The organism is Bacillus sp. SIMBA_154 (genome assembly GCF_046536015.1).
Taxonomy (GTDB): Bacteria; Bacillota; Bacilli; order Bacillales; family Bacillaceae; genus Bacillus; species Bacillus pumilus_P.
Window position 1 is genome coordinate 110,330 of sequence record NZ_JAWJBV010000001.1, and the last position, 26,101, is coordinate 136,430.

The window sequence follows — 26,101 nt, forward strand, 5'->3', positions numbered from 1 at the left end:
GAATAGAGGATGAAGCACAGGTATTTGCCGCAAACAGAGCAAGATCAAAAAGAAATGCTGGATGTCATCGGCGTTCAGTCGATTGATGAGCTTTTTTCAGATATCCCAGAGAAAGTACGATTCAAAGGGGCATACAACATCAAAGAAGCCGCATCTGAAACAGAGCTTGTGCGGGAATTATCTCGCTTAGCTGCAAAGAATAAGGATACTGTTTCCTATTCATCGTTTCTTGGTGCTGGTGTGTATGATCATTATCAGCCTGTCATTGTCGATCACGTCATCTCACGCTCTGAATTTTATACAGCGTATACACCTTATCAGCCCGAGATTTCACAAGGTGAATTGCAAGCCATCTTTGAGTTTCAAACGATGATCGCTGAGCTGACCGGCATGGATCTTGCCAACTCCTCGATGTATGATGGCGGAACCGCATTAGCTGAAGCGGCGATGCTGGCTGCAGGACATACAAAGAAAAAGAAAATTGTTGTCTCTGAATCGGTTCACCCTGAATCAAGAGCAGTGCTGAAAACATATGCCAAAGGACAGCATATTGAAGTAGTTGAGGTACCTGCGCGAAAAGGGCAGACGGATGTAGCGGCATTAGAAGAGGCCGTCTGCGACGAAACAGCAGCTGTTCTTGTACAATATCCAAACTTTTTCGGTGTAGTCGAACCGTTAAAAGAGATTGAACCGATTGCACATAAAGGAAAGAGCCTGTTCATTGTCTCAAGTAATCCGCTTGCACTCGGTTTACTGACGCCGCCAGGAAAACTGGGGGCAGATATTGTTGTTGGTGATGCACAGCCGTTTGGCATTCCGGCTGCATTTGGCGGACCTCATTGCGGGTATTTTGCCGTGACGAAAAAATTAATGCGAAAAGTTCCAGGGCGTTTAGTCGGGCAGACAGAAGACGAAAATGGTGTTCGTGGGTTTGTGCTGACCCTTCAAGCGCGTGAACAGCACATTCGAAGAGACAAAGCGACGTCAAATATTTGTTCGAATCAGGCATTAAATGCGTTAGCCGCTTCTGTTGCGATGACGGCACTTGGAAAGACAGGCATAAAAGAAATCGCCTATCAAAACGTGCAAAAAGCCCATTATGCCAAGACGCAGGCGGAAAAACATGGGCTTCAGGCTGATGTAGAAGGAGCCCATTTTAATGAATTTGTGATCAAGTTAAATGAGCCTGTGAAAGAAGTCAATAAACGATTGCTTGAAAAAGGGATCATCGGCGGCTATGACTTAGGGATAGACTACCCAGAGCTTCAGCAGCACATGCTGGTAGCCGTGACAGAGCTAAGAACAAAAGAAGAAATTGATACGTTCATCAAGGAATTGGGGGATCGCCATGAATAAACAAGATCAGCCGCTTATTTTTGAATTATCCAAAGAAGGAAGAATTGGTTATAGCCTGCCTGATTTAGATGTACCTGAACAGGAGCTCCCGGCTTTATTTGATGAAACGTACATTCGTCATGAGGATGCTGAGCTTCCGGAAGTATCTGAGCTTGATATCATGCGTCATTATACGGCACTATCAAGACGTAATCATGGAGTTGATTCAGGATTTTACCCTCTTGGCTCTTGTACGATGAAATATAACCCAAAGATTAACGAAAAGGTTGCACGCCTTGCAGGCTTCTCGCAAATTCATCCACTTCAAGAAGCAGACACTGTGCAAGGAGCATTAGAATTACTTTATGACCTAGGCGACCATCTTGAAGAAATCACAGGAATGGACGCAGTGACATTACAGCCTGCGGCAGGTGCACATGGCGAATGGACGGGGCTCATGATGATTCGTGCGTACCATGAAGCAAGAGGAGATCATAAGCGAACAAAAGTCATCGTGCCGGATTCTGCTCATGGAACGAATCCGGCATCTGCGACAGTGGCTGGGTTTGAAACGATTACCGTTGCATCTGATGAAAATGGGCTTGTTGATTTAGAGGATTTACGCCGTGTTGTGAATGAAGAAACAGCGGCTCTTATGCTGACAAACCCGAATACACTCGGCCTTTTTGAAGAAAACATTTTAGAAATGGCTGAAATCGTTCACGGAGCTGGCGGTAAGCTTTATTATGACGGAGCGAATTTGAATGCTGTTTTAAGCAGAGCAAGACCAGGGGATATGGGATTTGATGTGGTTCACTTAAATCTTCATAAAACCTTTACAGGTCCACACGGAGGCGGAGGTCCTGGTTCAGGTCCAGTTGGAGTGAAAAAGGATTTGCTTCCGTACTTGCCAAAGCCAGTACTTGTGAAGAAGGAAGGTCGTTTTTATTTTGATGATGATCGTCCACAATCAATTGGACGCGTCAAGCCGTTCTATGGCAACTTTGGCATTAACGTCAGGGCATATGCGTACATCCGCTCAATGGGTCCAGACGGCTTAAAGGCTGTAACAGATAATGCTGTGTTAAATGCGAACTATATGATGCGCCGCTTATGTGCTCATTACGATTTACCATTTGATCGTCACTGTAAGCATGAATTTGTCCTTTCAGGTAAACGTCAGAAGAAACTAGGTGTGAGGACACTTGATATTGCCAAACGATTACTTGATTTTGGCTATCATCCGCCAACGATCTACTTCCCGCTGAATGTAGAGGAATGTATCATGATTGAACCAACTGAAACAGAATCAAAAGAAACACTTGATGCATTCATTGAAGCGATGATTCAAATTGCAAAAGAAGCAGAAGAGAATCCAGAAGTGGTGCAGGAAGCGCCGCATACAACGGTTGTCAAACGAATGGACGAAACAAAGGCTGCGCGGAATCCAGTTCTTGTTTTTGAGAGAAAATAAAAAAGACTCAAAGGGGGCGGCTAGCTCCCAGAGTCTTTTTTGTTAGTTTTTCGTTTTGATGCGGCCGCCCCATTTTTTAAAGCCGCCCTTTAAATTATAAATCTCACGACATCCGTTTTTACGTAAAGTTTGGGCTGCTTTCCCGCTTCTCAAATTATTTTGGCAATAGAGATAAACAGGCTTGTCAGGACGTATTTCATTTTTTCGCTGCTTTAATTGTGAAAGGGGGATGTTTCTTGCCCCTAAAATATGTCCGCCTTCAAACTCATTTGGCTCTCTCACGTCAATGAGTTGAGCTTTGCGGTAACCTTTAATGAATTCTTCTTCCGTCAGCGTTTTCATAATGCGCTGCTGATAAATGTAACTGCCGATGGAATAAAGAACGAAAAGTCCACAAAGTGAGAGGACGATATAGTTGAATATTGGCAATACGACTCGACTCCTTCTTGAGCATCAGCACAGTGGCCTGTCTGATGGTACGGTTTAGACAAATACTATTATAGTAAAGCAAAAGAAACTTGTCATCATAAATGGTCAGAATTATTTTCAATTCCTTCCCTATTTGATAGACTGATGAAGAGAGAAAACCGGTGGTCACCGCCATCATCTAATATTGACTACGTAAAAGAGAAGGGATTTTTATATGCAAAAAGAGAAATGGTGTTTCATTGATACAGGAAACAAGGACCCAGCCTTTAACATGGCAATGGACGAAGCCTTGCTTTATTGGCATAGTGAGAAGCTTATCCCGCCTGTGATCCGTTTTTATGGATGGGATCCGGCAACATTGTCTGTTGGGTATTTTCAGCATGTTGAAAAAGAAATCAACATGGAAGCAGTCAAGCGCTATGGTCTCGGATTTGTCCGCAGACCAACAGGAGGGCGGGGGGTTCTTCATGATCAGGAACTGACCTACAGCGTCATTGTGTCAGAGGAGCATCCAGAAATGCCAGCGACAGTGACAGAGGCGTACCGCGTCATTTCAGAAGGCATTTTAGAGGGCTTTAAAGAACTGGGACTTGATGCGTATTTTGCCATTCCTCGTACAGAAAAAGAAAAGGAAAGCTTAAAAAACCCAAGATCGTCTGTATGCTTTGATGCCCCTTCGTGGTACGAGCTTGTCGTAGAAGGCAGAAAAGTGGCAGGCAGTGCTCAAACGAGACAAAAAGGTGTGATCCTTCAGCATGGCTCAATCTTAATTGACCTTGATGAGGACAAATTGTTCGATTTGTTTCTTTATCCAAACGACCGGGTAAGAGAGCGGATGCAGCGCAGCTTTAAAAACAAGGCGGTCGCAATCAATGAAATTTCAGATCGAACATGTACATTAGACGATGCACGTGTGGCGTTTAAACGAGGGTTTGAAAAAGGATTAAATATCGAGCTTGTGCCTTATGAACTGACAGATGAAGAATTAGCGTTTGTCCACCATCTCGCCAAAACGAAATATGCCTCAGATGATTGGAATTACAAGCGTTAAGACGATGGACACTTCTTGTTTTTTAATGGGCGATGGTGTAGAATTGTTATGATTATTAAGTAAAGGTGCATTTTGGAGGGGTTTTATGACTACACCTAGTATGGAAGATTATATTGAACAAATTTATATGCTGATAGAAGAAAAAGGATATGCCAGAGTATCTGATATTGCAGAAGCCCTCGCTGTCCATCCCTCCTCTGTAACAAAAATGGTTCAGAAGCTAGATAAAGATGAATACCTTATTTATGAGAAATATCGTGGTCTGATTTTAACCCCGAAAGGCAAAAAAATTGGAAAACGTCTCGTATACAGACATGAACTGCTAGAGCAATTTTTAAGAATCATTGGTGTAGATGAAAAGAAAATTTATGATGATGTAGAAGGCATTGAGCATCATCTCAGCTGGAACAGCATTGACCGCATCGGCGATCTTGTTCAATTCTTTGAAGAAAACGACGAGCGATCTGTACAGCTGAAAGCGATTCAAAAGAAAAACGAACAAACAAATCAAGAATCTTAAGAAAAAAGGACACCCTCAGCATGGGTGTCCTTTCAGGTTGTTGACAAAGGGCTAAAATGATCTTTATTTTAGCCCTTTGTCTTCTTTTCAGCATGATAGAAAACCCTTGAAGTCTAGGAAGGACGAGTACCGGAGCGGAGCGAATTTGACATTCGTGAGCACCGGCACGCAGGACTGACAACGAATGCGAGGGTTTGTCTACACGCTGAAAGGGACACCCTCAGTATGGGTGTCCTTTTTGAATAAAGTTCTAATTGAAAGCAAATGCTCCTACACTATTAATAGTGTGAGATAAAAAGGGGGCTCCTTAATGAAGATAGATGGTGTGTTCTCAGGTGGAGGCATTAAGGGTGCAGCGCTTGCAGGTGCTTATGAGGCGCTTGAAGCGAGAGGATTTCAATTTGTCCGCCTTGCTGGTACAAGTGCTGGAGCGATCATTGCTTCACTCATCGCAGCAGGTTTTACGAGTCAGGAGATTCGGGAGCTTTTAGATGAAATGGATGAACATCAATTGCTTGACCGAAGGTGTCAATTCATCCCGTTTAAAATGCTCAGATGGGTATCCATTTATTGGCGTCTTGGTCTTTACAAAGGAGACCGGCTGGAAAAATGGCTCACAGATGTTTTAAAACGAAAAGGGGTTACCGTATTTGGGGATCTCAAAAAAGATTCGCTCAAAATCGTCGCTTCTGATTTAACAAATGGAAGAATCCTCGTCCTGCCAGACGACCTTCCTTCATATGGATTAAATCCAGAACGGTTTTCCGTTGCACGTGCCATTCGCATGAGCTGCAGCCTGCCATATTTTTTCGAGCCAGTCAAACTAAAGTCTTCAAAAGGCATTTGTACCATTGTTGATGGCGGAGTCCTCAGCAACTTCCCGATTTGGTTATTTGCTGAAGAGAAAAAAAGACCGTTTGTTGGTGTTACGTTAACCCCAAACGAAAAAGAACGCCCTCAACACTCCATCCGCAATGCGTTTGAACTGTTTGGCGCTCTTTTTGAAACGATGCGTGGTGCTCATGATGAAAGACATATCGCCACAAAACACGAACGTCATATTATTTTTATTCCTGTAGAACACGTTATTGCCACTGATTTTCATCTCATGACAGAAAAGAAAAGGGCGCTCGTCGATCTAGGTAGACAGAAGGCCGAGCAATTTTTAAAAAGCTGGACATTTTAAAATAAGGCGCGATTCTTCTTTTTGTTTTTCTTGCCTTCAATCACAGTTAATTGTGTTTGGCTTTTCTTTTTGAGAAGGACGGGCTTAGACTTGTGGTCAGTCGGCACGCTTCGCAAATGAGTGACCCGATTTTTCATCTGGCTTTTCGTTTTTGGTTTAGGCTGCTGCTGGTAGCGACGTTTTGATTGTTTGACTGCTTTACGATAAAGATTTCCTTCTGTTCCAATTCTTCGATTCATCAGCCATCTAAATAGGAAAAACACAACCGCTCCAATGATCACAACTGATAGCAGCATCGTAAAGAGTCTGCCTGGGTTCGTTGTGAGTAAATACACAAATCCCAAAACACCTAAAGCGAAAATAATGGTAAAAGCAGGATGTACTCGGCGATTCATAACTGTCCACCTCCGAAGGAATTTACCGGATTTATAAGTTAGATCACTTGATGAGCAGAATCTGACGCTTGTTTCTCAGACGCTTCCTCTAAACGAAGAAGTTCATTAAAACTTGCAATGGCTACCTCGACTTGATCGTCAGAGGGTTCTTTTGTTGTGAGCAATTGCAGCCAAAGGCCAGGATAGCCAAGCACTTTTAGCACAGGCACTTCTCGGAGCTTGTTCGTGAGCTGCAAGACTTCAAAAGAAATGCCCAGAACAACCGGAATGAGCGCCAAGCGGTTCAGAACTCTCACCCATAAAGGATCTGTCGGTACGAGTAAATAGACGAACATTCCGACAATGACAGTGAATAAAATAAAGCTGCTGCCGCATCGATAATGCAGCCGGGATTGGCTTTGGACATTTTCCACTGTGATGTCAAGATTCTGTTCATAGCAGTTTATGACTTTATGTTCTGCCCCATGATATTGAAATACCCTTTTAATTAAAGGGGTCATGGAAATAAAGTAAATATAGCCTAATAACAGGATCAATTTAAAGAATGTTTCAACTGCGATTTGTGCGAAATTTCCAGAAAACACAGGCCGCACAAGCTCAGCTAAAAAGACAGGTACTAGGGTAAAGACAAATTTACTAAAAAGAAGAGAGAGAACTCCGATCACAGCAATGCCGAAGATCATCGATAATTTCGAGCCTTTTTGTTCTTTTTCAAGAGAATGATCTTCAGAAGGATCTAAGTCATAGCGCTCACTGGAGAAGTTTAAGTGCTTACTGCCGTTTGCGCTTGCTTCAACAAGTGCAGCAACACCCCTGACAAATGGGATTTTCTTGAGAATGGCGGTTCGTTTATTGGATGTCCGGGGAAGCTTCAAAAATTCAATGGACTGATCCTTACGCCGAATCGCTGTCACATAGTTCTTTTTACCTCCGAACATGACACCTTCGACAACTGCCTGCCCTCCATATGCTGGAGATTTTGTTTGATTGGACATATTTCATCAACCTGCCTGTTTCCTGTAATTTACATGCATTTCCTTATACCTTTATTGTACAGGAAATGAGGGGAAATCACTAGCTCACAGGTCGATTATCTACTAGAATTCTATCTACCTCTTTTTAGCCAGTATACCCTGTTATAAAAAATTTACACTCATGCATGGAAATCCTTTTTTTTCATGACATATTGGACATACTACTTGCTGGAGGTGTTCATATGAAACGTGATGAAAAGAAAAAACAAGAAGAAAAAAATCAGTCAGTGCAAACGTCATCGCTCGTGGCAAGAGCAGCTGCTACTGGCTTTGTTGGCGGTGTTTTTTGGGGCTTTATCGGATTTCTGACCCATATGTTTCATTTTTCAGAGGTGAGTCCGAATATGCTGCTTCAGCCTTTTGTGCTCGGAGAATGGAAAAAGGGCGGACTTGGCACTTTTATTAGTATTGTGCTTTTAGGCCTTTTATCTATTGGAGCGGCCTTTATTTATTACGGGCTTTTAAAACGGATCAAAGGTTTTTGGGTGGGGCTGATTTATGGGGGGCTATTATGGTTGCTTGTTTTTTATGTATTTAATCCTATTTTCCCAGATGTGAAGCAAGTGCAAGATTTGCAGCAAAGCACGATTGTGACGACATTTTGCATATATATTTTATATGGCATGTTTATTGGATACAGTATTTCGTTTGAATACAATGAATTAACGAGTCAGAAGCTAGCGAGGGCACTCGGGAAAAAGACAGAATAAAGTGTAAATCACCCATTCATATGATAAAATATTTTTGGGGAACGAAAGGTTTCTAAGGAAAAAGAAACAGATATCGATATAGATTGAATTAGGGTGAAGGAGTGGTCATATGCCTCATTTTCTTATGCTGAATGGACCCAACTTAAATAGGCTCGGCAAGAGAGAGCCTGCTGTTTACGGAAGTAAAACGCTGACGGATTTAGAAACGGATTTGTTTCAGTTCGCAGAAAGAGCAAATATCCAACTAACGTTCTTTCAATCGAATCACGAAGGGGATCTGATCGATGCGCTCCACGAAGCAGAGGATCAGTACGATGGCGTCGTGTTTAACCCGGGGGCTTTTACCCACTATAGTTACGCGCTGAGAGATGCCATTGCAAGTATTTCTTTACCTGTCATCGAAGTACATATCTCAAATGTTCATAAGAGAGAGGAATTCCGTCATCATTCTGTACTTGCTCCAGTATGCCAAGGGCAAATCGTTGGTCTTGGTTTAGAAGGGTATAAATTGGCGATTCGTTATTTAGTCAGTGAAGGGGGAGCGGTATCATGAAGCTTGAAAAACTAAGAAAACTTTTAACCGAATTAAAGATTGATGGTCTTGTGATTACGAGCAGCTTTAATTTGCAGTACATGACCAGCTTTACTGGATCAGCCGGTCTTGCAGTCGTTTCAAAGGATCGAGCGGCCTTTATTACGGATTTTCGCTACACAGAACAAGCCAAGGATCAAGTGAAAGGCTATGACATCATTGAACATAAAGGGAACATTGTGGAAACAGCTGCTCAAACGGCAAGGGAGTTTGGGGTAAAACGACTTGGGTTTGAACAAAACCATATGACATTTGCCACTTATCAGCAGTATGCTGAAAAAGCAGACGGTATCGAGCTTGTTCCTGTCTCAGAATCAGTTGAAAAGTTGCGCTTGATTAAGTCTAGTGAAGAGATTAAGATATTAGAGGAAGCTGCGAAGATTGCAGATCACGCCTTCGATCATATTCTCACTTACATCAAGCCGGGCCTGACAGAAATTGCGGTCATGAACGAGCTTGAATTTTTCATGAGAAAAGAAGGTGCTGAAGGATCTTCATTCGATATGATTGTCGCCTCAGGTGTTCGTTCAAGCCTGCCACACGGGAGAGCGAGTGAAAAGGTGATTGAATCTGGTGATTTGGTTACACTTGATTTCGGAGCCTACTATAAAGGCTATTGTTCTGATATGACAAGAACGATTGCCGTCGGAACACCGAGCGACAAGCTAAAGGAAATTTATCATATCGTATTAGAAGCAGAAAACGCTGGTGTGGATAGAATCAAGCCTGGCTTAACAGGAAAAGAAGCTGATCGCATCACACGAGACATCATTGAAAAGTATGGCTACGGTCAATACTTCGGGCATTCAACTGGACACGGGCTTGGTATGGAAGTACATGAAGCGCCGGGCCTTTCCTCACGCTCAGAGGTCGTGTTAGAAGAGGGAATGGTTGTAACAGTTGAGCCAGGAATTTACTTGCCGGATGTCGGTGGCGTGAGAATTGAGGATGATATTGTCCTGACAGCTGACGGCAATAAACGATTGACCCACTCACCGAAAGAACTTATCATATTATGATGGTGAAATGTAGGAGGATGACAAAATGATTTCAGTAAATGATTTTCGTACAGGCCTGACAATTGAAGTGGACGGCGGTATTTGGCGTGTAGTGGATTTCCAACACGTAAAACCAGGGAAAGGCGCAGCATTTGTTCGTTCTAAACTGCGTAACCTTCGTACGGGTGCTATTCAAGAAAAAACATTCCGTGCAGGTGAAAAAGTAGCGAAAGCTCAAATTGAAACAAAAACAATGCAATACTTGTATGCAAATGGCGACCAGCATGTATTCATGGATACAAGCTCATACGAGCAGCTTGAACTAAGTGAAACACAAATTAAAGATGAGCTGAAATACTTGCTTGAAAATATGTCAGTTCAAATCGTGATGTACGGTGCTGAAACCCTTGGAGTTGAACTTCCAAACACGGTAGAACTAGAAGTAGTAGAAACAGAGCCTGGTATTAAAGGTGACACAACATCAGGCGGATCAAAACCTGCGAAAACTGAAACTGGTTTAATCGTCAACGTTCCTTTCTTTGTGAACCAAGGAGATAAACTAGTGATTAATACATCTGACGGTTCATACGTTTCAAGAGCGTAATGAACAATAAAGACTGTAAACCTCGTGTTTACAGTCTTTTTTTATTGGGAAAAATATGTCTCCCTGTAAGAACGCCCTCACTCTATTCTCTCATCCAACTCTTCTACGTCTGAAAAACAAGACTACTTCCAGCTAGTCAAGCATATAGTGTAAAAAAAGCTGGAGGTTCTATATGAAACAATTTCTTTTCCCAGGCATACACCCATCAGTGGCTGCGATGGCAGGCATGAGGTTCTTATCTGCAACTATTGAACTGACGGCCGCCATCCTCATTTTGATCACAAATGATATACGCAAAGCGGTTGTCATCAATAGTATATTGGCGATCATCGGGCCGCTCATTTTTATTATCACGATGACGATTGGAATCTATCAAATGGCAGGGCAGTTATCCTATGCAAAGCTCGTGTTTATTTTCATTGGTGTCGTGTTTATTCTTGTTGGGATCTATAAGTGAAACGGCTTGGCATAATTAACGACTCGCATCATACATTTTAGAGAAGAAAAAAAGGAGGGGAATTCGTTGCGGAGTTTGTTGGATATTCTCCCGCACTCGATTGGACAAGAACTCAGGCTTCTAAAAGAGACAGAATGGGCGCAAATAGAAGAAATCCGCATTCGCACGGATCGTCCGATTGAATTGATGCAAGGCGGAAAACCGCGCTTTCTTTCCTACCACACAACAGGAGAAGATGCGTCTCAGCTATTAGGCAGGCTCAGCAATTACAGCATGTACACACTTGAGGAAGAATTAAAACAAGGCTATATCACCATATCTGGCGGACACAGGGTGGGTCTTGCAGGAAAGGTAATCGTTGAAAATGGATTCGTCAAAGGATTAAGAGATATTTCTTCATTTAATATTCGCATCGCAAAAGAAAAAATCGGGATTGCACTTCCCTTTCTTCCTTATCTATATGAACAAAATTGGTGCAATACACTTATCATTGGCCCTCCGCAAACAGGGAAAACGACATTGCTGCGTGATGTAGCGCGTCTTGCTAGTACAGGCACAAAAACAATTTCTCCTAGAAAAACAGGAATTATTGATGAACGCTCTGAAATTGCCGGGTGTATAAGAGGAGTGCCGCAGCATCATTTTGGGCACCGGGTTGATGTGCTTGATGCGTGTCCAAAGGCTGAGGGTTTGATGATGATGATTCGGTCCATGAGCCCAGAGGTCATCATTGTAGATGAAATAGGAAAAAGTGAGGATGTACAGGCACTTTTAGAAGCGATTCATGCCGGAGTCACCATTATCGTCTCAGCTCATGGGTATTCACTTGAAGATTTATATAAACGGCCATCATTTAAGCCGTTATGGCAGCTCCGTGTGTTTGATCGATATGTTGAATTAAATAGAAAAAATGGTCCCGGCACGATCGGACGGATGTATGACCAAGATGGAAAAGAGATGAAGTGGAGGCAGGGAGTGGACATATGTTAAAGCTCATTGGCGCTATTTTCATTGTCGCAGCCACGACATGGGGAGGATTTGAGTTTGCTAAACGGTACAGCGACCGGCCTAAGCAAATTCGGCAGCTCCGGTTTGCTCTCCAGTCTCTTGAAGCTGAAATCTTGTATGGTCAAACTCCTCTAGCGCGGGCAGCAGAGCAAATTGCGTCGCAAGTAGGCCCCCCAGTGAATCGTTTATTTGAACATTTTGCAGAAAAGCTCAAAGTCGGGACTTTTTCTGCACGGCATGCATGGAATGAAAGTTTGGAGGATGTTTGGAAAAAGACCGTTTTGAAAAAAGGCGAATACGAGGCGCTGAAGCACTTTGGAGAAACACTTGGTCAGCATGATGTCACTGCTCAGCAAAAGTATATCAAGCTAGCTTTAGGCCATTTGGAATCAGAGGAGAAGGAAGCTGAAATCGCCCAAGCGAAAAATGAGAAAATGGTCAGAAGCCTCGGATTTTTAAGCGGATTACTACTGATTCTTTTATTGATGTGAGAGGAAGGGAGTCGAGAGCATGGGCGTTGATGTAAACGTCATTTTTCAAATTGCGGGAGTAGGCATCGTCGTGGCCTTTCTTCATACGATTTTAGATCAAATGGGGAAAAAAGAGTATGCTCAGTGGGTGACGCTGCTTGGGTTTATCTACATTTTGTTTATGGTGGCAACCATTGTGGATGATTTGTTTAAGAAGATTAAAGCCGTATTTCTATTTCAAGGATAGGGGAGGGCTTACAAATCGAAATCATACAAATTGTTGGACTTGGTTTAATCGCTACTTTCTTAGCATTAATCGTCAAAGAACAAAAGCCAACCTTCGCCTTTATGCTTGTTGTGTTTACAGGGTGTGTGATTTTTCTTTATTTAATTGATCAAATCTATGCCATTATCTCGATGATTGAAAGAATTGCGGCAAGTGCCGGCGTCAATATGAAGTATGTTGAAACCATTTTAAAGATTATTGGCATTGCTTATATTGCGGAATTCGGCGCCCAGCTCACGAAGGATGCTGGACAAGGCGCCATTGCATCGAAAATAGAGCTTGGCGGTAAAATCCTCATCTTGGTCATGGCAGTCCCGATTTTAACAGTCATCATTGAGACCATCTTAGGCATGATTCCGTCTATGACTTAATTGAAAAGAGGTGATGACAATGAAACGAGTGACAGCTGTTATGGGACTTGTGTTTTTCTTTTGGCTGATCGCTCCGCATGCAGGTGCAGAAGAAAATGTGCCTTTATCAAGTGAAGAACCAGTAGCAGAAGAAGTAGCGAATGGACAGGCTGATGCATTAGAGCTTCATTCCATTAGTGACTTTTGGGAAACCATATTGGACGAGTATGGCGGCTTTCTGCCAGAAAGCCAAAAAGGTACAGTGAAGGAAATGATTGATGGCGATAAAGAACTGTCTCCACAAACGTGGCTGAAAGCATTTGTTCATTATCTTTTTCATGAGGTCATTGCAAACGGAAAGCTCCTTGGAACACTGATTTTACTCACCATCTTTTGTTCGCTGTTGCAGCTTTTACAAAATGCTTTTGAGCAAAGCACCGTCAGTAAAGTCGCATATGCTCTCGTTTATATGGTGCTCATCATTATTGCACTCAACAGCTTTCATGTAGCGATTTCCTATGCAACAGAAGCCATTCAAACGATGACCAGTTTTATTCTTGCTCTTATTCCTCTTTTATTAGCACTCATTGCTTCATCAGGCGGGCTTGTCTCGGCCGGTTTCTTTCATCCCGTTATTTTATTTTTGATGAACACGAGCGGCGTTTTTATTCAGTATGTCGTCCTTCCGCTTATCTTTTTATCAGCGATATTGAGCATTGTCAGTACGCTGACCGAACAATACAAGGTCACTCAGCTTGCCCAGCTGTTAAGAAATGTAGCAATTGGCGGACTAGCCGTTTTTTTAACCGTTTTTCTCGGCGTCATTTCCGTGCAAGGTGCATCTGCTGCCATTACTGATGGCATCGCTCTTCGTACAGCCAAATTTATCACCGGAAATTTCATCCCTGTGCTTGGCAGAATGTTTACAGATGCGACGGATACAGTCATCAGCGCCTCTGTTTTGCTCAAAAATACGGTCGGCCTTGTAGGAGTCGCCATTTTGATTTCCATTGCAGCATTTCCGGCGATTAAGGTTCTGTCGCTTGCCCTTATATATAAACTTGCTGCTGCCATTCTTCAGCCTCTAGGGGGCGGACCGATCATTAGCTGTCTTGATGTCATTTCAAAAAGTGTTCTTTATATATTTGCCGCACTTGCTGTTGTGTCGCTCATGTTCTTTTTAAGCATTACCGTCATCATTACTGCTGGTAATCTGACCATGATGATGAAGTAAGGAGGGGGCACCTTTTGAGTTTTCTGACAGAATGGATCACAAGTATTATCCTATTTATCTTATTTGCGATTGTGATTGATCTTTTGCTTCCCAATTCAAGCATGCAAAAGTATGCCAAAATGGTCGTCAGCTTATTGTTGATCGTCGTCATGCTTAATCCCATTTTTTCCTTATTTCGGGCGGATCCTGACCAGATTTTCTCAGAATTAATGAAAGGAAAGGAAGAAGCACAGTCAGAAGAAATAAAAAATCAGATGAATTTAGAAAAAAAAGAAATACAAGCCTCTCAGCGTGCATATATTTTAAAGCAAATGGCTGTCCAACTAGAAAAAAGCGCAAAGGAGCCACTGGAGAAGGAGAGCTATGAAATGAAACACGTAGAAGTGTTGGCAGATGAGGAGCACCTTGATCAGAACATGGAGGCAGATCAATTTCGCATCAAAGCAGTCCTTTCCCCGCTCGCAGGTGATGCTGTAGAAACGGTGGCAAAGGTGGACATTGATCTCTCCAGACAAAAGGAGGAAAGCGCTGGATCGTCATCAAAAGAGATCGAGAGGATGAAAAAGACGCTTGCTGACATATGGAATACGAGTCCTGAACACATTGCGCTGAACATCGAGGGAGGTGACGCAGCAGGTCATGAATAACAAGGACTGGAAACAAAAGCTGAAATCATTGTTCCAACCACCTGAAAAAGGTGAAGGGAAACCGAAATTAACAAAACACCATTACTTGCTGCTTGTATTCATTATCGGCGTGTCTTTCATGTTAGTCAGTCAGCTCCTGTCACCGCCATCAAACAAACAACAGGCTGCTGTTCCTGCTTCTAAAAAAACATCCTCCGAAGAACAGGAGGTATTCAAACCGGCATCCTCGGGTAAACCAAAGGACTCGATTGAGGACGTTGAGCAAGAATACGAAAATCAGCTGAAAGAAATTTTAGAGACGATCATTGGTGTTGAGGATGTATCCATTGTAGTGAATGTAGACGCGACTTCTTTAAAAGTGTTTGAAAAAAACAAATCAAATAAAAGCACAACGACCGAGGAAACAGATAAAGAAGGCGGCGTGCGAAGTGTCACGGATCAAACAAAGGAAGAAGAGATCGTCATCATTAAAAATGGCAATGAAGAAACACCTGTTGTTGTCCAAACGAAAAAACCAGAAATTCGAGGTGTCCTCGTTGTTGCTCAAGGAGTAGACAACGTTCAAATAAAGAAAACCATCATTGAAGCTGTTACACGAGTGCTTGATGTACCGAGCCATAGAGTGGCTGTTGCCCCTAAAAAAATCAAGGAGGATTCGGAATGATGTTAAAAAAACAAACGGTTTGGCTATTAACGATGCTAAGTTTAGTTGTCGTATTGAGTGTGTACTATATCATGTCGCCACAAGGTGAGAATGCAGTGACAGTAGAAGATATGAAATCAAAAGGAACTGAAGAGAAAAAGACCGAAACAGAAAAAGGGACTGACAAAGGAACAGAAAAAGGCTCAGGTGACAAGTCCACTGACAAAGAAACAAACGGCAAACAAGAGGATGTTGAAACAAGTGGTGAAGAAGGAAAGGCTGTTTCAGAGCAGACAGACGATGAACTTTTTACAACATACAGACTAGAGCTTGAAGATAAACGCAGCAAGCAGCGCGAAGAATTCAACGAAATCGTGTCAAGTGATGATGCAACAGCACAAGAAAAAAGTGAAGCCTATGATCAAATGACAGCTCTCAGTGAGGCAGAAGGAACAGAGCGTCAGCTTGAGACATTGATTAAAACGAAAGGATACAAAGATGCTCTAGTGAGTGCTGAAGGAGATAAAGTGAGCATCACGGTTCGTTCAGATAAAAAATCAAAGTCCCAAGCGGCAGATATTATTGATATGGTTACAAAAGAAATCAGAGGGCTTGATAACGTAGCTGTCACGTTTGAGCCATCCAACCAATAAAAAAATGAACAAACGTCCTTTGCCGAAAAGGGCGTTTTTTGATGCGGTTTAACGCCCTCTTCAAGGTACTCACGCGAGGTGTCTGATCACAATAGTAGTTGAATTCAACGAAATCCTCCTGTAAGATGGTTATAGTATGTACTTTTAGTACTAGCCTATAAAAAAAGATAAATCCATACATAGGGGTGCAAATCCATGTTAAAAATCGAAGAAATTCATGAACTGATTAAATTAATTGACGAATCTACAATTGATGAATTTACGTACGAAAACGAAGGTGCAAAAATCAAACTGAAGAAAAATAAAGAAGTCGTTCAGCAAGTTGCGGCACAAGCACCAGTGGCTCCTGTCCAAGCAGCTCCAGCTCAACAAGCTCCTAAAGCACAAGCTCCAGCTCAGACCGAAGCCCCTGCACAAGAGACAACTGCGTCTGAAAATCTGCATAAAATCACATCCCCAATGGTTGGCACATTTTATGCTTCTTCTTCACCAGAAGCAGATCCATACGTGACAACAGGTTCTAAGGTGAAGGAAAACTCAGTTGTCTGTATCGTGGAAGCGATGAAACTGTTTAATGAAATCGAAGCAGAAGTAAAAGGTGAAATCGTCGAAGTATTAGCTGAAAACGGTCAGCTCGTAGAATTCGGACAACCCCTCTTTCTAGTGAAAGCAGAGTAAGGAGTACGATCATGATTAAAAAGCTATTAATTGCAAACAGAGGAGAAATCGCAGTTAGAATCATTCGCGCTTGCAAAGAGCTAGGAATTGAAACAGTTGCGGTATTTTCTGAAGCGGATCGCGATGCGCTGCATGTTCAAATGGCTGATGAAGCATATTGCATCGGACCGACTGCTTCAAAAGATAGTTATTTAAATGTCACAAACATTGTCAGTGTAGCAAAACTAACAGGTACAGATGCCATCCATCCAGGATACGGCTTCCTTGCTGAAAATGCAGACTTCGCAGAGCTTTGCGAGGAATGTAATGTCATCTTTGTTGGACCAACGGCGTCAGCGATTTCCAAAATGGGAACGAAAGATGTCGCAAGAGAAACAATGAAGCAGGCAGGAGTTCCGATTGTCCCTGGTTCTCAAGGAATTGTAAAAGATCTTGATGATGCCGTTTCAACAGCAGCAAGTATTGGGTATCCTGTTATTATTAAAGCAACTGCAGGCGGCGGTGGTAAAGGGATCCGCGTAGCTCGTACTGAAGAAGAGCTCATTAACGGTGTCAAAATCACGCAGCAGGAAGCAGCACAAAACTTTGGTAACCCAGGCGTCTATTTGGAGAAATTCATTGAAGACTTTAGACACGTGGAAATCCAAGTGCTTGCAGACAAGTATGGGAATACGATTCACTTAGGAGAGCGTGATTGCTCAATCCAAAGAAGAATGCAAAAGCTTCTTGAAGAAACACCATCACCAGCACTGAATGCAGATATCCGTGAGCAAATGGGTGAAGCAGCTGTGAAAGCAGCAGAAGCTGTTGAATACACAGGCGCTGGAACGGTTGAGTTCATTTATGATTATAATGAAGAGAAGTTCTACTTCATGGAAATGAATACTCGCATTCAAGTAGAGCATCCTGTTACGGAAATGGTCACAGGTGTTGACTTGATCAAAGAACAAATCATGGTTGCATCAGGTGAGAAGCTTTCTCTTACCCAGGAGGATGTCGTATATGCAGGCTGGGCAATTGAATGCCGTATTAACGCAGAGAACCCAGAGAAAAACTTCATGCCGTCAGCTGGTGAAATTAAAATGTATCTTCCGCCAGGCGGTCTAGGTGTACGTGTTGATTCTGCGGCTTATCCGGGCTATGTGATTCCACCATATTACGATAGCATGATTGCAAAAGTGATCACGTATGGTAAGACGAGAGAAGAAGCGATTGCGAAAATGAAACGTGCGCTTCAAGAATTCGTCATTGAAGGAGTCTACACAACAATTCCATTCCATCTCAGATTGCTCGAGCATGAAACATTTGTGAGTGGTAATTTTAATACGAAGTTTTTAGAAACGTATCAAATCATGAAATAATAACAGCTTTCGGAGGTGAATGATCGTGTCAGAAAACAATTTGCTTGAGATGAACCTTGATGAAGATCAATTGGGAAAAGTGCAAATTGCGCCAGAAGTGATTGAAGTCATTGCTGGGATCGCCGCTTCAGAGGTCGAAGGAATTGCCGAAATGCGCGGCAATTTCGCTGCTGATGTAGCAGAACGCTTTGGTAAGAAAAATCACCGTAAAGGTGTAAAAGTAGATGTCTCTGATGAAGGCATCACAATTGATGTATATTGTGTGGTTGAATTTGGCCTATCCATTCCAAAGGTATCCACTGCTGTTCAAGAAAATATCCGTCAAACCCTTTTGAACATGACTGCCTTAACGATTAATGAAATCAACATTCATGTCGTTGGCATTCAATTTGATACAAAAGCACCTGAGGCTGAAGTAGATCAAGAAGTGTAAAAAGGGTTCAAGTGAAACCAAGGAGGCATCGCCTCTTTGGTTTTTTAAAGCCCATTTTTGGGTAAGTTCCGAATATTGATTACGTCACGTGTTGATTTATTCGTTTTTCGCCACAGCCCGCATGGATCTTGGTGCGACCACGGTCAAAATATGTTATGATCTCTGTATGGCTTAACGACAAGCGGATAAAGTGGTTAAAGGAGTAAATAATGAAAAGAAGAACTGCAAGAGAAAAAGCGCTACAAACATTATTTCAAATTGATGTCAGCAATATTGATCCAAAAGAGGCCATTACACATGCGCTGGATGAACAAGAATCAGATCCTTTTTTCGAGGAACTGGTTTTCGGTGTGCTTGAACAAAAGGACAAGCTCGATGACATGATCTCGCAGCACCTTGTGAATTGGAAACTCGATCGTATTGCGAACGTAGATAGAGCCATTTTAAGGCTGTCTGTGTACGAAATGGTGTATCAAGATGACATCCCGGCTAGTGTTTCAATGAATGAAGCCATTGAACTGGCCAAATTATTCGGTGATGATAAAGCACCGAAATTTGTAAATGGTGTACTTTCAAACATTAAAAACGACCTAAAGCAGCAATAGGAGGATTCGACATGACAGCAACAATCATCGATGGGAAAGAAACAGCAAAAGAAAAGCGTGAACAATTAGCAAAAGAAGTAGAAGAGCTAAAACAAAAAGGAGTCACACCTGGTCTTGCCGTTATTCTAATCGGTGATGATCCGGCGTCACTTTCTTACGTACGCGGGAAGAAAAAAGCGGCAGAAGCAATGGGCATGCATTTTCAACTTGATCATTTAGATGCTTCTTTAACAGAAGAGGAATTGCTTCAGCTGATTGATCAGTACAATGCGAACGATCAATTCCACGGGATTCTTGTTCAACTTCCACTGCCGAAACACATTTCTGAAAAAGCCGTCATTGAACGTATTTCACCAGAGAAAGATGTAGATGGTTTTCATCCGTTAAATATCGGGAAAATGCTACTAGGGGAAGATACATTTCTTCCTTGTACACCTGCAGGTATTGTTGAACTGCTAAACAAAACAGGTGTCAATCTTTCTGGAAAAGAAGTGGTTGTTGTAGGACGAAGCAATATTGTCGGCAAACCAGTTGGACAATTACTGTTAAACGAACATGCAACCGTCACATACTGTCATTCAAGAACGGCCAATATTTCAGAACATACGTTAAAAGCGGACATTTTAGTTGTTGCCGTCGGTCGAGCAAACTTTATTAAAGCTGACCAAATTAAAGAAGGCGCTATTGTCATCGATGTAGGAGTCAATCGTTTAGATACTGGGAAGCTTGTAGGGGATGTTGATTTTGAAGAGGCGAAAGAAAAAGCTTCTTATATCACACCAGTCCCTGGCGGAGTCGGTCCAATGACGATTACGATGCTTGCACATAATACGGTTAAATCAGCAAAACGTACATTAGCATAAGCTTTATCCATTCATCCACCTGCATGCTGCCGGTGGATGAATGTGCGTTTTTGAAGAGGAGGAATACGTCATGAGTGAAAAAGCCTTTGTGACGGTCACAGCCCTTACAAAATACATAAAAAGAAAATTTGATGTGGACCCTCACTTAGAAGATATTTGGATCAAAGGTGAGTTATCCAATGTGAAGATTCATTCAAGAGGTCATGTTTACTTCACCTTGAAAGATGAAAACGCCCGCATGCAAGCTGTCATGTTCCAGCGCTCCGCTTCCAAGCTGCCTTTTTCACCAAAGAGCGGGATGAAAGTGTTTGTACGCGGCGGGATTCAAGTATATGAACCAAGCGGCAACTATCAATTATATGCTAAAGAAATGCAGCCTGATGGTGTTGGTGCTCTTCATCTTGCTTATGAAGAGCTGAAGAAAAAGCTAGCAAGTGAAGGCTTATTTGATGCGCGCTATAAAAAACCAATTCCTGAATATCCAGAAGTCGTTGGTGTGATTACATCCCCAACAGGAGCGGCTGTTCGAGATGTCATTACAACCATCAACCGGCGCTATCAGCAGGCCAAGATCATTGTGCTTCCGGCGTTAGTCCAAGGTGAAAATGCCACCCGTTCAATCGTTGAGCGGATCAAAGAAGCAAATGAAAAACAGATCTGCGATGTCTTGATTGTCGGAAGAGGAGGAGGTTCGATTGAAGAACTTTGGGCCTTTAATGAAGAAGCAGTCGCAAGAGCGATCTTCGCATCAGACATTCCAGTCATTTCTGCAGTTGGGCACGAAACGGACTTTACGATCAGTGATTTTACTGCAGACATGAGAGCACCCACACCAACAGGAGCAGCCGAGCTAGCTGTTCCAAGCACGGCCGATTTAATTGAACGAATCAAATCGATCGACATTCGGTTAACAAGGGCCGTAAAGAATCGAACTTCACAAGCGAAAGACCGTCTTGTGGCGCTTCAATCCTCTTATGCCTTCCGTTTTCCAAAGCGATTACAAGAGCAAAAAGAGCAGCAATTCGATATGGTATTTGATCGTTTTCAAAAACAGCTGACGAGACAAATTGAACAAAAACGCAGTCAGCTTGACCGCCAGACATACAGACTTAAACCGCTTCATCCAAAAGAGCAGCTGCTTCAGGCGAAAAAACGTCACGCCAATGAAACAGATCAACTCATCCGCAGTATGAATGTGCAAATGAAAACAATTCATTCGCAGTTCCAATCTGTTCTTGGTAAACTAAATGCATTAAATCCGCTTCAAGTGATGGAAAGAGGCTACAGTTTAGCCTATAAAGAAGATGCACTGATTAAAAGTGTGAACCAAGTAGATACGAAGGATCAGCTAACCATTACAATGAAGGATGGACGTCTTATTTGTGAGGTTATTGAGAAGGAGGGACAATCATCATGACAGAATCAAATAAACAAAAAGAAGAACAAATGACTTTTGAAGAGGCCATGAAAGGTCTTGAAGACATTGTTGGGAAGCTCGAAGAGGGAGATGTACCGCTTGAGCAAGCCATCCATTATTTCCAAGAAGGTATGGCACTTTCAAAGCTTTGTCATGAAAAATTACAGCATGTTGAAAAGCAAATGGATTTCATTTTAAAAGAGGACGGTGAGCTGGCTCCTTTTTCAGTAAAGGAGGCAGATGCTGGTGACAAGTAATTTAAATGATTTTTTGACAACACGAAAACAGGCAATCGAAGATTATTTATTTACATATGTTCAGGAATTGCATATTCCAGAAGACTTGAAATCCTCTATGCTTTATTCTTTAAAAGCAGGCGGAAAGAGGCTTCGTCCTGTTCTCGTCCTGGCTCTTTTAAATGCCTATGGAAAAAGTGAAAAAGATGGTATACCTGTTGGCTGCGCAGTGGAAATGATTCATACATATTCATTGATTCATGACGACCTTCCATGCATGGATGACGACGACCTTCGCAGAGGAAAGCCGACCAACCATAAAGTATATGGAGAAGCAACAGCGGTTCTTGCAGGCGATGCGCTTTTAACCGAAAGCTTCCGCCTGATTACATCGCAACTATCTGACAATATATCCGCTGATCAAAAGCTCAGAATCATAGATGAACTTGTGAAATCAGCAGGTGCGCTTGGAATGGTTGGCGGTCAATTTGATGATATGGAAGCAGAGCAAAAACAACAAATACCTCTTGCTGAATTAGAATCCATTCACGCCCGGAAAACAGGAAAGCTTCTGACCTTCAGCGTGGCAGCAGGTGCGATGCTGGCAGGTGCACCTGATGACGATATCGAAAACTTGAGAGAATTCAGCTATCATATTGGCATTGCTTTTCAAATCCGTGATGATATTTTAGATCTCGAAGGAAGCGAAGAAAAGATAGGAAAACGGGTCGGCTCCGATACAGCAAATGAAAAGTCAACATATCCTTCTTTATTAACGCTTTCAGGCGCAAAAGAAAAACTAAATGAACACATCACACGTGCAAAAGAAATTGTCTCAAATCTTACGTTAGAGCAGCAATTGTTGCATGATTTATGTGATCTGATTGCCTCAAGAGATCATTAAAAACAGCCTAGATTTGAGGGTCCTCGAGCAATTGTGGTAAACTGTAAACAGTTTATTATGATGAGACAACTCTTATTCCTTCATGGGTTTTCATAGGAATAAGGCATTATATATGTATGTAGAAATTTTGTTGAAAGCGAGTTGATCCTGATTGGATCTTTTATCTATAAAAAATCCAACGTTTCTAAAAGGAATGTCAAATGCAGAATTAGAGGAGCTTAGTGCTGACATTCGCATGTTTTTAATTGAGTCATTAGCTAACTCTGGCGGGCACATCGGTCCGAACCTAGGTGTTGTTGAACTCACTGTTGCACTTCACAAAGTATTTGACAGCCCGAAAGACAAATTCCTTTGGGATGTTGGACATCAGTCTTACGTTCACAAGCTGTTAACTGGGAGAGGTGCGGAGTTTGATACACTTCGTCAATATAAAGGACTTTGCGGTTTTCCTAAACGAAATGAAAGTGAACATGATGTATGGGAGACGGGTCACAGTTCAACCTCATTATCTGGCGCGATGGGTATGGCGGCAGCGCGGGATATCAAAGGAACAGATGAATATATTCTTCCGGTTATCGGAGATGGTGCGTTAACCGGCGGTATGGCGTTAGAAGCGCTGAATCATATCGGTGATGAAAAGAAAGACATGATTGTCATATTAAACGACAATGAAATGAGTATTGCACCAAACGTTGGTGCCATTCACACAATGCTTGGCAGACTGCGTACAGCTGGTAAATATCAATGGGTAAAGGACGAGCTCGAATACTTATTCAAGCGCATTCCAGCCGTAGGCGGGAAGCTAGCTGCAACAGCAGAGCGTATTAAAGACAGCCTGAAATATTTACTTGTGTCTGGCATGTTCTTTGAGGAAATGGGCTTCACCTACTTAGGTCCTGTAGATGGACATTCCTATGAAGATCTTTTTGAAAATCTTGAATATGCAAAGAAAACGAAAGGTCCTGTTCTCCTGCATGTCATCACGAAAAAAGGAAAAGGCTATAAGCCGGCAGAATCTGATAAAATCGGAACTTGGCACGGCACAGGTCCATACAAAATCGATACAGGTGATTTTGTGAAACCGACAGCAGCGGCTCCGTCATGGAGTGGTCTAGTCAGTGAAACCGTCAGAAAGCTGGCGCGGGAAGATGAACGAATTGTTGCCATTACGCCTGCGATGCCTGTTGGCTCAAAACTTGAAGGGTTTGCAAAGGAATTTCCAGAGCGAATGTTTGATGTAGGGATTGCAGAGCAGCACGCAGCCACAATGGCGGCTGGGCTTGCAACGCAGGATATGAAGCCATTCTTAGCAATTTACTCAACTTTCCTTCAAAGAGCCTATGATCAAGTGCTGCATGACATTTGTCGTCAGAACCTCAATGTGTTTATCGGAATTGACCGTGCGGGCCTTGTCGGTGCAGATGGAGAAACGCATCAAGGTGTGTTTGATATTGCTTTCATGCGCCATATGCCGAATATGGTTCTGATGATGCCAAAGGATGAAAATGAAGGACAGCATATGGTCAATACAGCCATTCAATATGATGGCGGTCCTATTGCGATGCGATTCCCGCGCGGAAATGGACTCGGCGTCAAAATGGATGAACAGCTGAAAACCATTCCGATTGGCTCATGGGAAGTTCTTCGTCCAGGGAAGGATGCCGTGATTTTAACATTCGGTACGACCATTAAAATGGCGCTGCAAGCAGCAGAGGAACTGCAAAAAGAAGGGAAATCAATTCGTGTCGTCAATGCTCGTTTCATTAAGCCCCTTGATGAACAGATGCTAAATGAAATACTGTCTGAAGACATTCCGATTTTAACGATTGAAGAAGCTGTTCTCCAAGGTGGATTTGGAAGCAGCGTATTAGAATATATACACGACAAGAAAGCGTCACATATAAAGGTAGAACGTATGGGCATTCCAGATGAATTTATTGAGCATGGTAGTGTCGATGCCCTGCTTGAAGAAATTGGTCTGACGAAAGCGCAGGTTGCTGAAACTTTACGTACCCTGCTTCCCGCAGTACCAAGAAAAGGAATTGGATCATGACATCAAAGAAAGAACGACTTGACGTTTTATTAGTCGAACAAGGACTAATGGAAACGAGAGAGAAAGCAAAGCGTGCCATCATGGCAGGGATTGTTTACTCAAATGAGAACCGTTTAGATAAACCAGGAGAGAAAATCGCTCGTGATACACCGCTCACTGTGAAGGGGAATCCCTTGAAATATGTGAGCCGCGGCGGGTTAAAACTTGAAAAAGCGCTAAAAGAATTTGACTTAACAGTTGAAGGGAAATTGCTGATCGATATCGGCTCATCAACAGGCGGATTCACAGATTGTGCACTCCAAAATGGAGCGGTCAAATCATACGCTGTTGATGTTGGCTACAATCAGCTTGCGTGGAAATTAAGGCAGGATGACCGAGTGATCGTGATGGAACGCACCAATTTCCGCCATTCCGTCCCAGCTGATTTTACTGAAGGATTGCCAGAGGTTGCGTCGATTGATGTATCTTTTATTTCACTCAAACTTATTCTTCCGGCTTTAAAGCATATTCTTGTCCCAGGCGGTGACTGTATCGCGCTCGTCAAGCCCCAATTTGAAGCAGGCAGAGAGCTTGTCGGAAAAAAAGGCATCGTGCGTGATCCATCTGTCCACCTCGGTGTGCTAGAAGAAATGAATCAATTTGCTGCAAAAGAAGGCTATGACGTAAAGGATGTTTCTTTTTCACCAATCACTGGTGGAGATGGGAATATTGAATTCCTGCTTCATTTGGTGCTTCATCCTGATCAAGAGGAGAATGCGGCACTTCCGGCTTCTGAACTTGAGAAAGTGGTCAAGGAAGCCCATTCCGTATTGAAAGAAAAGAAAAACAGTCCTGAGCCCGCTGACACATGAGATCATTCAAACAAAAGGAATAATAGCTCGCTATTATTCCTTTTTACATGGACAAAAGACGAGAATCGACAGTTTCTCACGTAATGCTTGTTTTTTGAAGTGTGCATCATATAACATAGAACGTAAAGACAAATGAGAATCAAACGCCTAGGGGGGTCAAAATGAATAAAGGTCAGAGGCATATTAAGATTAGAGAAATCATAGCAAGCCAAGAGATAGAAACACAAGATGAATTAGTCGATATATTGAAATCCGATGGTCATAACATCACACAGGCGACTGTATCAAGAGATATTAAAGAGTTACATTTAGTGAAAGTACCGACAAACAATGGAACGTATAAATACAGCCTTCCTGCGGATCAGCGGTTTAACCCGCTGTCAAAACTGAAGCGTTCACTAATGGATGCATTTATTAAGATGGATGCTGCCAGCCATTTAATCGTTCTGAAAACAATGCCAGGTAATGCTCAGGCCATCGGTGCTTTAATGGATAATTTAGATTGGGAAGAAATTATGGGAACCATTTGCGGAGATGATACCATTTTGATTATTTGCCGCACACCAGATGATACGGATACAGTTTCGACCAAAATTTTAGAGCTTCTATAAAGAGATCAGGTTT

32 protein-coding genes are annotated in these 26,101 nt (G+C 42.5%); 29 read left to right on the top strand and 3 right to left on the bottom strand.

The features are described from left to right. The first annotated feature begins 9 nt into the window (after window positions 1–9). The gene (gene gcvPA, locus R0K30_RS00640) at window positions 10–1,356 is read left to right on the top strand and encodes an aminomethyl-transferring glycine dehydrogenase subunit GcvPA (RefSeq protein ID WP_099726664.1); all 1,347 of its coding nucleotides are present in this window, start codon (window positions 10–12) and stop codon (window positions 1,354–1,356) included. Next, window positions 1,349–2,809 (top strand): aminomethyl-transferring glycine dehydrogenase subunit GcvPB, encoded by a 1,461-nt coding sequence (gcvPB, locus tag R0K30_RS00645; protein WP_410608572.1) that lies wholly within the window; start codon window positions 1,349–1,351, stop codon window positions 2,807–2,809. Before gcvPA ends, gcvPB begins: the two co-directional genes overlap by 8 nt. A 42-nt stretch (window positions 2,810–2,851) precedes the next feature. Here the strand turns inward: gcvPB and R0K30_RS00650 are convergent, their stop codons facing one another. Further along, window positions 2,852–3,232, bottom strand: a complete 381-nt coding sequence (locus tag R0K30_RS00650) for a rhodanese-like domain-containing protein (RefSeq protein ID WP_099726786.1) — start codon at window positions 3,230–3,232, stop codon at window positions 2,852–2,854. A 220-nt stretch (window positions 3,233–3,452) separates the two neighbouring features. Between R0K30_RS00650 and R0K30_RS00655 the strand changes: the two genes are divergently transcribed. The 3 genes from R0K30_RS00655 (at window position 3,453) to R0K30_RS00665 (ending at window position 5,995) form a co-directional block, all read left to right on the top strand. Then, window positions 3,453–4,289, top strand: coding sequence for a lipoate--protein ligase family protein (locus tag R0K30_RS00655; RefSeq protein WP_410608574.1), 837 nt, complete (start codon window positions 3,453–3,455; stop codon window positions 4,287–4,289). A gap of 85 nt (window positions 4,290–4,374) precedes the next feature. Further along, entirely contained in the window at window positions 4,375–4,809 is a 435-nt protein-coding gene (mntR, locus tag R0K30_RS00660) for a transcriptional regulator MntR (RefSeq protein ID WP_410608576.1), read from the top strand. Window positions 4,810–5,119: 310 nt separating this feature from the next. Further along, complete coding sequence (locus R0K30_RS00665; RefSeq protein ID WP_099726667.1) at window positions 5,120–5,995, top strand: patatin-like phospholipase family protein; 876 nt, start codon at window positions 5,120–5,122, stop codon at window positions 5,993–5,995. Here the strand turns inward: R0K30_RS00665 and R0K30_RS00670 are convergent. Both R0K30_RS00670 and R0K30_RS00675 read right to left on the bottom strand, forming a co-directional pair. Beyond that, window positions 5,992–6,390, bottom strand: a complete 399-nt coding sequence (locus R0K30_RS00670) for an SA1362 family protein (RefSeq protein ID WP_099726668.1) — start codon at window positions 6,388–6,390, stop codon at window positions 5,992–5,994. The two genes, R0K30_RS00665 and R0K30_RS00670, sit on opposite strands and share 4 nt — an antisense overlap. A 38-nt stretch (window positions 6,391–6,428) precedes the next feature. Further along, window positions 6,429–7,385, bottom strand: a complete 957-nt coding sequence (locus R0K30_RS00675; RefSeq protein ID WP_249705717.1) for a DUF1385 domain-containing protein — start codon at window positions 7,383–7,385, stop codon at window positions 6,429–6,431. Between the two features lie 221 nt (window positions 7,386–7,606). Between R0K30_RS00675 and R0K30_RS00680 the strand changes: the two genes are divergently transcribed. The 24 genes from R0K30_RS00680 to ahrC all read left to right on the top strand — a co-directional run bounded on the left by R0K30_RS00680 (window position 7,607) and on the right by ahrC (window position 26,088). Beyond that, window positions 7,607–8,134: a YqhR family membrane protein gene (locus R0K30_RS00680; protein WP_099726670.1), complete on the top strand. Its 528-nt coding sequence runs from the start codon at window positions 7,607–7,609 to the stop codon at window positions 8,132–8,134. A 109-nt stretch (window positions 8,135–8,243) separates the two neighbouring features. Continuing rightward, the gene (gene aroQ / locus R0K30_RS00685; protein ID WP_099726671.1) at window positions 8,244–8,687 is read left to right on the top strand and encodes a type II 3-dehydroquinate dehydratase; all 444 of its coding nucleotides are present in this window, start codon (window positions 8,244–8,246) and stop codon (window positions 8,685–8,687) included. Continuing rightward, window positions 8,684–9,745, top strand: a complete 1,062-nt coding sequence (locus R0K30_RS00690; protein ID WP_099726672.1) for a M24 family metallopeptidase — start codon at window positions 8,684–8,686, stop codon at window positions 9,743–9,745. The genes aroQ and R0K30_RS00690 overlap by 4 nt, the downstream gene beginning before the upstream one ends. 25 nt (window positions 9,746–9,770) lie before the next feature. Then, on the top strand, window positions 9,771–10,328 hold the full coding sequence (efp, locus tag R0K30_RS00695) for an elongation factor P (RefSeq protein WP_012010541.1): 558 nt from the start codon (window positions 9,771–9,773) through the stop codon (window positions 10,326–10,328). A gap of 172 nt (window positions 10,329–10,500) precedes the next feature. Then, window positions 10,501–10,785, top strand: coding sequence for a YqhV family protein (locus R0K30_RS00700; RefSeq protein ID WP_099726673.1), 285 nt, complete (start codon window positions 10,501–10,503; stop codon window positions 10,783–10,785). A 66-nt stretch (window positions 10,786–10,851) separates the two neighbouring features. Next, window positions 10,852–11,775, top strand: a complete 924-nt coding sequence (gene spoIIIAA, locus R0K30_RS00705; protein ID WP_230030379.1) for a stage III sporulation protein AA — start codon at window positions 10,852–10,854, stop codon at window positions 11,773–11,775. Next, entirely contained in the window at window positions 11,769–12,284 is a 516-nt protein-coding gene (gene spoIIIAB / locus R0K30_RS00710) for a stage III sporulation protein SpoIIIAB (protein WP_099726675.1), read from the top strand. The genes spoIIIAA and spoIIIAB overlap by 7 nt, the downstream gene beginning before the upstream one ends. A gap of 19 nt (window positions 12,285–12,303) precedes the next feature. After that, a complete protein-coding gene (spoIIIAC, locus tag R0K30_RS00715) occupies window positions 12,304–12,510 on the top strand; it encodes a stage III sporulation protein AC (RefSeq protein WP_003153142.1) in 207 nt (68 codons plus the stop codon). Next, entirely contained in the window at window positions 12,507–12,920 is a 414-nt protein-coding gene (gene spoIIIAD / locus R0K30_RS00720) for a stage III sporulation protein AD (protein WP_099726676.1), read from the top strand. Before spoIIIAC ends, spoIIIAD begins: the two co-directional genes overlap by 4 nt. A 19-nt stretch (window positions 12,921–12,939) precedes the next feature. Continuing rightward, the gene (gene spoIIIAE, locus R0K30_RS00725) at window positions 12,940–14,133 is read left to right on the top strand and encodes a stage III sporulation protein AE (protein ID WP_099726677.1); all 1,194 of its coding nucleotides are present in this window, start codon (window positions 12,940–12,942) and stop codon (window positions 14,131–14,133) included. A gap of 14 nt (window positions 14,134–14,147) precedes the next feature. Next, a complete protein-coding gene (spoIIIAF, locus tag R0K30_RS00730; RefSeq protein WP_410608582.1) occupies window positions 14,148–14,780 on the top strand; it encodes a stage III sporulation protein AF in 633 nt (210 codons plus the stop codon). After that, the gene (gene spoIIIAG, locus R0K30_RS00735) at window positions 14,773–15,444 is read left to right on the top strand and encodes a stage III sporulation protein AG (RefSeq protein ID WP_099726679.1); all 672 of its coding nucleotides are present in this window, start codon (window positions 14,773–14,775) and stop codon (window positions 15,442–15,444) included. The genes spoIIIAF and spoIIIAG overlap by 8 nt, the downstream gene beginning before the upstream one ends. Then, window positions 15,444–16,076 carry a SpoIIIAH-like family protein gene (locus R0K30_RS00740; RefSeq protein WP_180275491.1) on the top strand — a complete coding sequence of 211 codons (633 nt, stop codon included), beginning with the start codon at window positions 15,444–15,446 and terminating at the stop codon, window positions 16,074–16,076. The genes spoIIIAG and R0K30_RS00740 overlap by 1 nt, the downstream gene beginning before the upstream one ends. Window positions 16,077–16,271: 195 nt before the next feature. Continuing rightward, window positions 16,272–16,754, top strand: coding sequence for an acetyl-CoA carboxylase biotin carboxyl carrier protein (accB, locus tag R0K30_RS00745; RefSeq protein WP_230030376.1), 483 nt, complete (start codon window positions 16,272–16,274; stop codon window positions 16,752–16,754). Between the two features lie 11 nt (window positions 16,755–16,765). After that, the gene (gene accC / locus R0K30_RS00750) at window positions 16,766–18,115 is read left to right on the top strand and encodes an acetyl-CoA carboxylase biotin carboxylase subunit (protein WP_230030375.1); all 1,350 of its coding nucleotides are present in this window, start codon (window positions 16,766–16,768) and stop codon (window positions 18,113–18,115) included. A 25-nt stretch (window positions 18,116–18,140) separates the two neighbouring features. Further along, entirely contained in the window at window positions 18,141–18,548 is a 408-nt protein-coding gene (locus tag R0K30_RS00755; RefSeq protein WP_034319693.1) for an Asp23/Gls24 family envelope stress response protein, read from the top strand. Between the two features lie 209 nt (window positions 18,549–18,757). Beyond that, entirely contained in the window at window positions 18,758–19,153 is a 396-nt protein-coding gene (gene nusB / locus R0K30_RS00760) for a transcription antitermination factor NusB (RefSeq protein ID WP_099726682.1), read from the top strand. Between the two features lie 11 nt (window positions 19,154–19,164). Further along, a complete protein-coding gene (folD, locus tag R0K30_RS00765) occupies window positions 19,165–20,016 on the top strand; it encodes a bifunctional methylenetetrahydrofolate dehydrogenase/methenyltetrahydrofolate cyclohydrolase FolD (protein WP_099726683.1) in 852 nt (283 codons plus the stop codon). A gap of 70 nt (window positions 20,017–20,086) precedes the next feature. Beyond that, window positions 20,087–21,433, top strand: a complete 1,347-nt coding sequence (xseA, locus tag R0K30_RS00770) for an exodeoxyribonuclease VII large subunit (protein ID WP_099726684.1) — start codon at window positions 20,087–20,089, stop codon at window positions 21,431–21,433. Next, window positions 21,430–21,690, top strand: coding sequence for an exodeoxyribonuclease VII small subunit (locus R0K30_RS00775; RefSeq protein WP_099726685.1), 261 nt, complete (start codon window positions 21,430–21,432; stop codon window positions 21,688–21,690). Before xseA ends, R0K30_RS00775 begins: the two co-directional genes overlap by 4 nt. Then, the gene (locus tag R0K30_RS00780) at window positions 21,674–22,573 is read left to right on the top strand and encodes a polyprenyl synthetase family protein (RefSeq protein ID WP_180275484.1); all 900 of its coding nucleotides are present in this window, start codon (window positions 21,674–21,676) and stop codon (window positions 22,571–22,573) included. The genes R0K30_RS00775 and R0K30_RS00780 overlap by 17 nt, the downstream gene beginning before the upstream one ends. Window positions 22,574–22,724: 151 nt before the next feature. Next, entirely contained in the window at window positions 22,725–24,626 is a 1,902-nt protein-coding gene (gene dxs, locus R0K30_RS00785) for a 1-deoxy-D-xylulose-5-phosphate synthase (protein ID WP_410608588.1), read from the top strand. Then, a complete protein-coding gene (locus R0K30_RS00790; RefSeq protein ID WP_034661248.1) occupies window positions 24,623–25,477 on the top strand; it encodes a TlyA family RNA methyltransferase in 855 nt (284 codons plus the stop codon). The genes dxs and R0K30_RS00790 overlap by 4 nt, the downstream gene beginning before the upstream one ends. Window positions 25,478–25,638: 161 nt before the next feature. Further along, a complete protein-coding gene (ahrC, locus tag R0K30_RS00795; protein WP_099726688.1) occupies window positions 25,639–26,088 on the top strand; it encodes a transcriptional regulator AhrC/ArgR in 450 nt (149 codons plus the stop codon). Window positions 26,089–26,101 lie beyond the last annotated feature (13 nt).

Bases quoted from the DNA above. Each gene is read 5' to 3' on its own strand.
- gcvPA (WP_099726664.1), top strand. From the start codon at position 10: ATGAAGCACAGGTATTTGCCGCAAACAGAGCAAGATCAAAAAGAAATG.
- gcvPB (WP_410608572.1), top strand. From the start codon at position 1,349: ATGAATAAACAAGATCAGCCGCTTATTTTTGAATTATCCAAAGAAGGA.
- R0K30_RS00655 (WP_410608574.1), top strand. From the start codon at position 3,453: ATGCAAAAAGAGAAATGGTGTTTCATTGATACAGGAAACAAGGACCCA.
- mntR (WP_410608576.1), top strand. From the start codon at position 4,375: ATGACTACACCTAGTATGGAAGATTATATTGAACAAATTTATATGCTG.
- R0K30_RS00665 (WP_099726667.1), top strand. From the start codon at position 5,120: ATGAAGATAGATGGTGTGTTCTCAGGTGGAGGCATTAAGGGTGCAGCG.
- R0K30_RS00670 (WP_099726668.1), bottom strand. From the start codon at position 6,390: ATGAATCGCCGAGTACATCCTGCTTTTACCATTATTTTCGCTTTAGGT.
- R0K30_RS00675 (WP_249705717.1), bottom strand. From the start codon at position 7,385: ATGTCCAATCAAACAAAATCTCCAGCATATGGAGGGCAGGCAGTTGTC.
- R0K30_RS00680 (WP_099726670.1), top strand. From the start codon at position 7,607: ATGAAACGTGATGAAAAGAAAAAACAAGAAGAAAAAAATCAGTCAGTG.
- aroQ (WP_099726671.1), top strand. From the start codon at position 8,244: ATGCCTCATTTTCTTATGCTGAATGGACCCAACTTAAATAGGCTCGGC.
- R0K30_RS00690 (WP_099726672.1), top strand. From the start codon at position 8,684: ATGAAGCTTGAAAAACTAAGAAAACTTTTAACCGAATTAAAGATTGAT.
- efp (WP_012010541.1), top strand. From the start codon at position 9,771: ATGATTTCAGTAAATGATTTTCGTACAGGCCTGACAATTGAAGTGGAC.
- R0K30_RS00700 (WP_099726673.1), top strand. From the start codon at position 10,501: ATGAAACAATTTCTTTTCCCAGGCATACACCCATCAGTGGCTGCGATG.
- spoIIIAB (WP_099726675.1), top strand. From the start codon at position 11,769: ATGTTAAAGCTCATTGGCGCTATTTTCATTGTCGCAGCCACGACATGG.
- spoIIIAC (WP_003153142.1), top strand. From the start codon at position 12,304: ATGGGCGTTGATGTAAACGTCATTTTTCAAATTGCGGGAGTAGGCATC.
- spoIIIAE (WP_099726677.1), top strand. From the start codon at position 12,940: ATGAAACGAGTGACAGCTGTTATGGGACTTGTGTTTTTCTTTTGGCTG.
- spoIIIAG (WP_099726679.1), top strand. From the start codon at position 14,773: ATGAATAACAAGGACTGGAAACAAAAGCTGAAATCATTGTTCCAACCA.
- R0K30_RS00740 (WP_180275491.1), top strand. From the start codon at position 15,444: ATGTTAAAAAAACAAACGGTTTGGCTATTAACGATGCTAAGTTTAGTT.
- accB (WP_230030376.1), top strand. From the start codon at position 16,272: ATGTTAAAAATCGAAGAAATTCATGAACTGATTAAATTAATTGACGAA.
- accC (WP_230030375.1), top strand. From the start codon at position 16,766: ATGATTAAAAAGCTATTAATTGCAAACAGAGGAGAAATCGCAGTTAGA.
- nusB (WP_099726682.1), top strand. From the start codon at position 18,758: ATGAAAAGAAGAACTGCAAGAGAAAAAGCGCTACAAACATTATTTCAA.
- folD (WP_099726683.1), top strand. From the start codon at position 19,165: ATGACAGCAACAATCATCGATGGGAAAGAAACAGCAAAAGAAAAGCGT.
- xseA (WP_099726684.1), top strand. From the start codon at position 20,087: ATGAGTGAAAAAGCCTTTGTGACGGTCACAGCCCTTACAAAATACATA.
- R0K30_RS00775 (WP_099726685.1), top strand. From the start codon at position 21,430: ATGACAGAATCAAATAAACAAAAAGAAGAACAAATGACTTTTGAAGAG.
- R0K30_RS00780 (WP_180275484.1), top strand. From the start codon at position 21,674: ATGCTGGTGACAAGTAATTTAAATGATTTTTTGACAACACGAAAACAG.
- R0K30_RS00790 (WP_034661248.1), top strand. From the start codon at position 24,623: ATGACATCAAAGAAAGAACGACTTGACGTTTTATTAGTCGAACAAGGA.
- ahrC (WP_099726688.1), top strand. From the start codon at position 25,639: ATGAATAAAGGTCAGAGGCATATTAAGATTAGAGAAATCATAGCAAGC.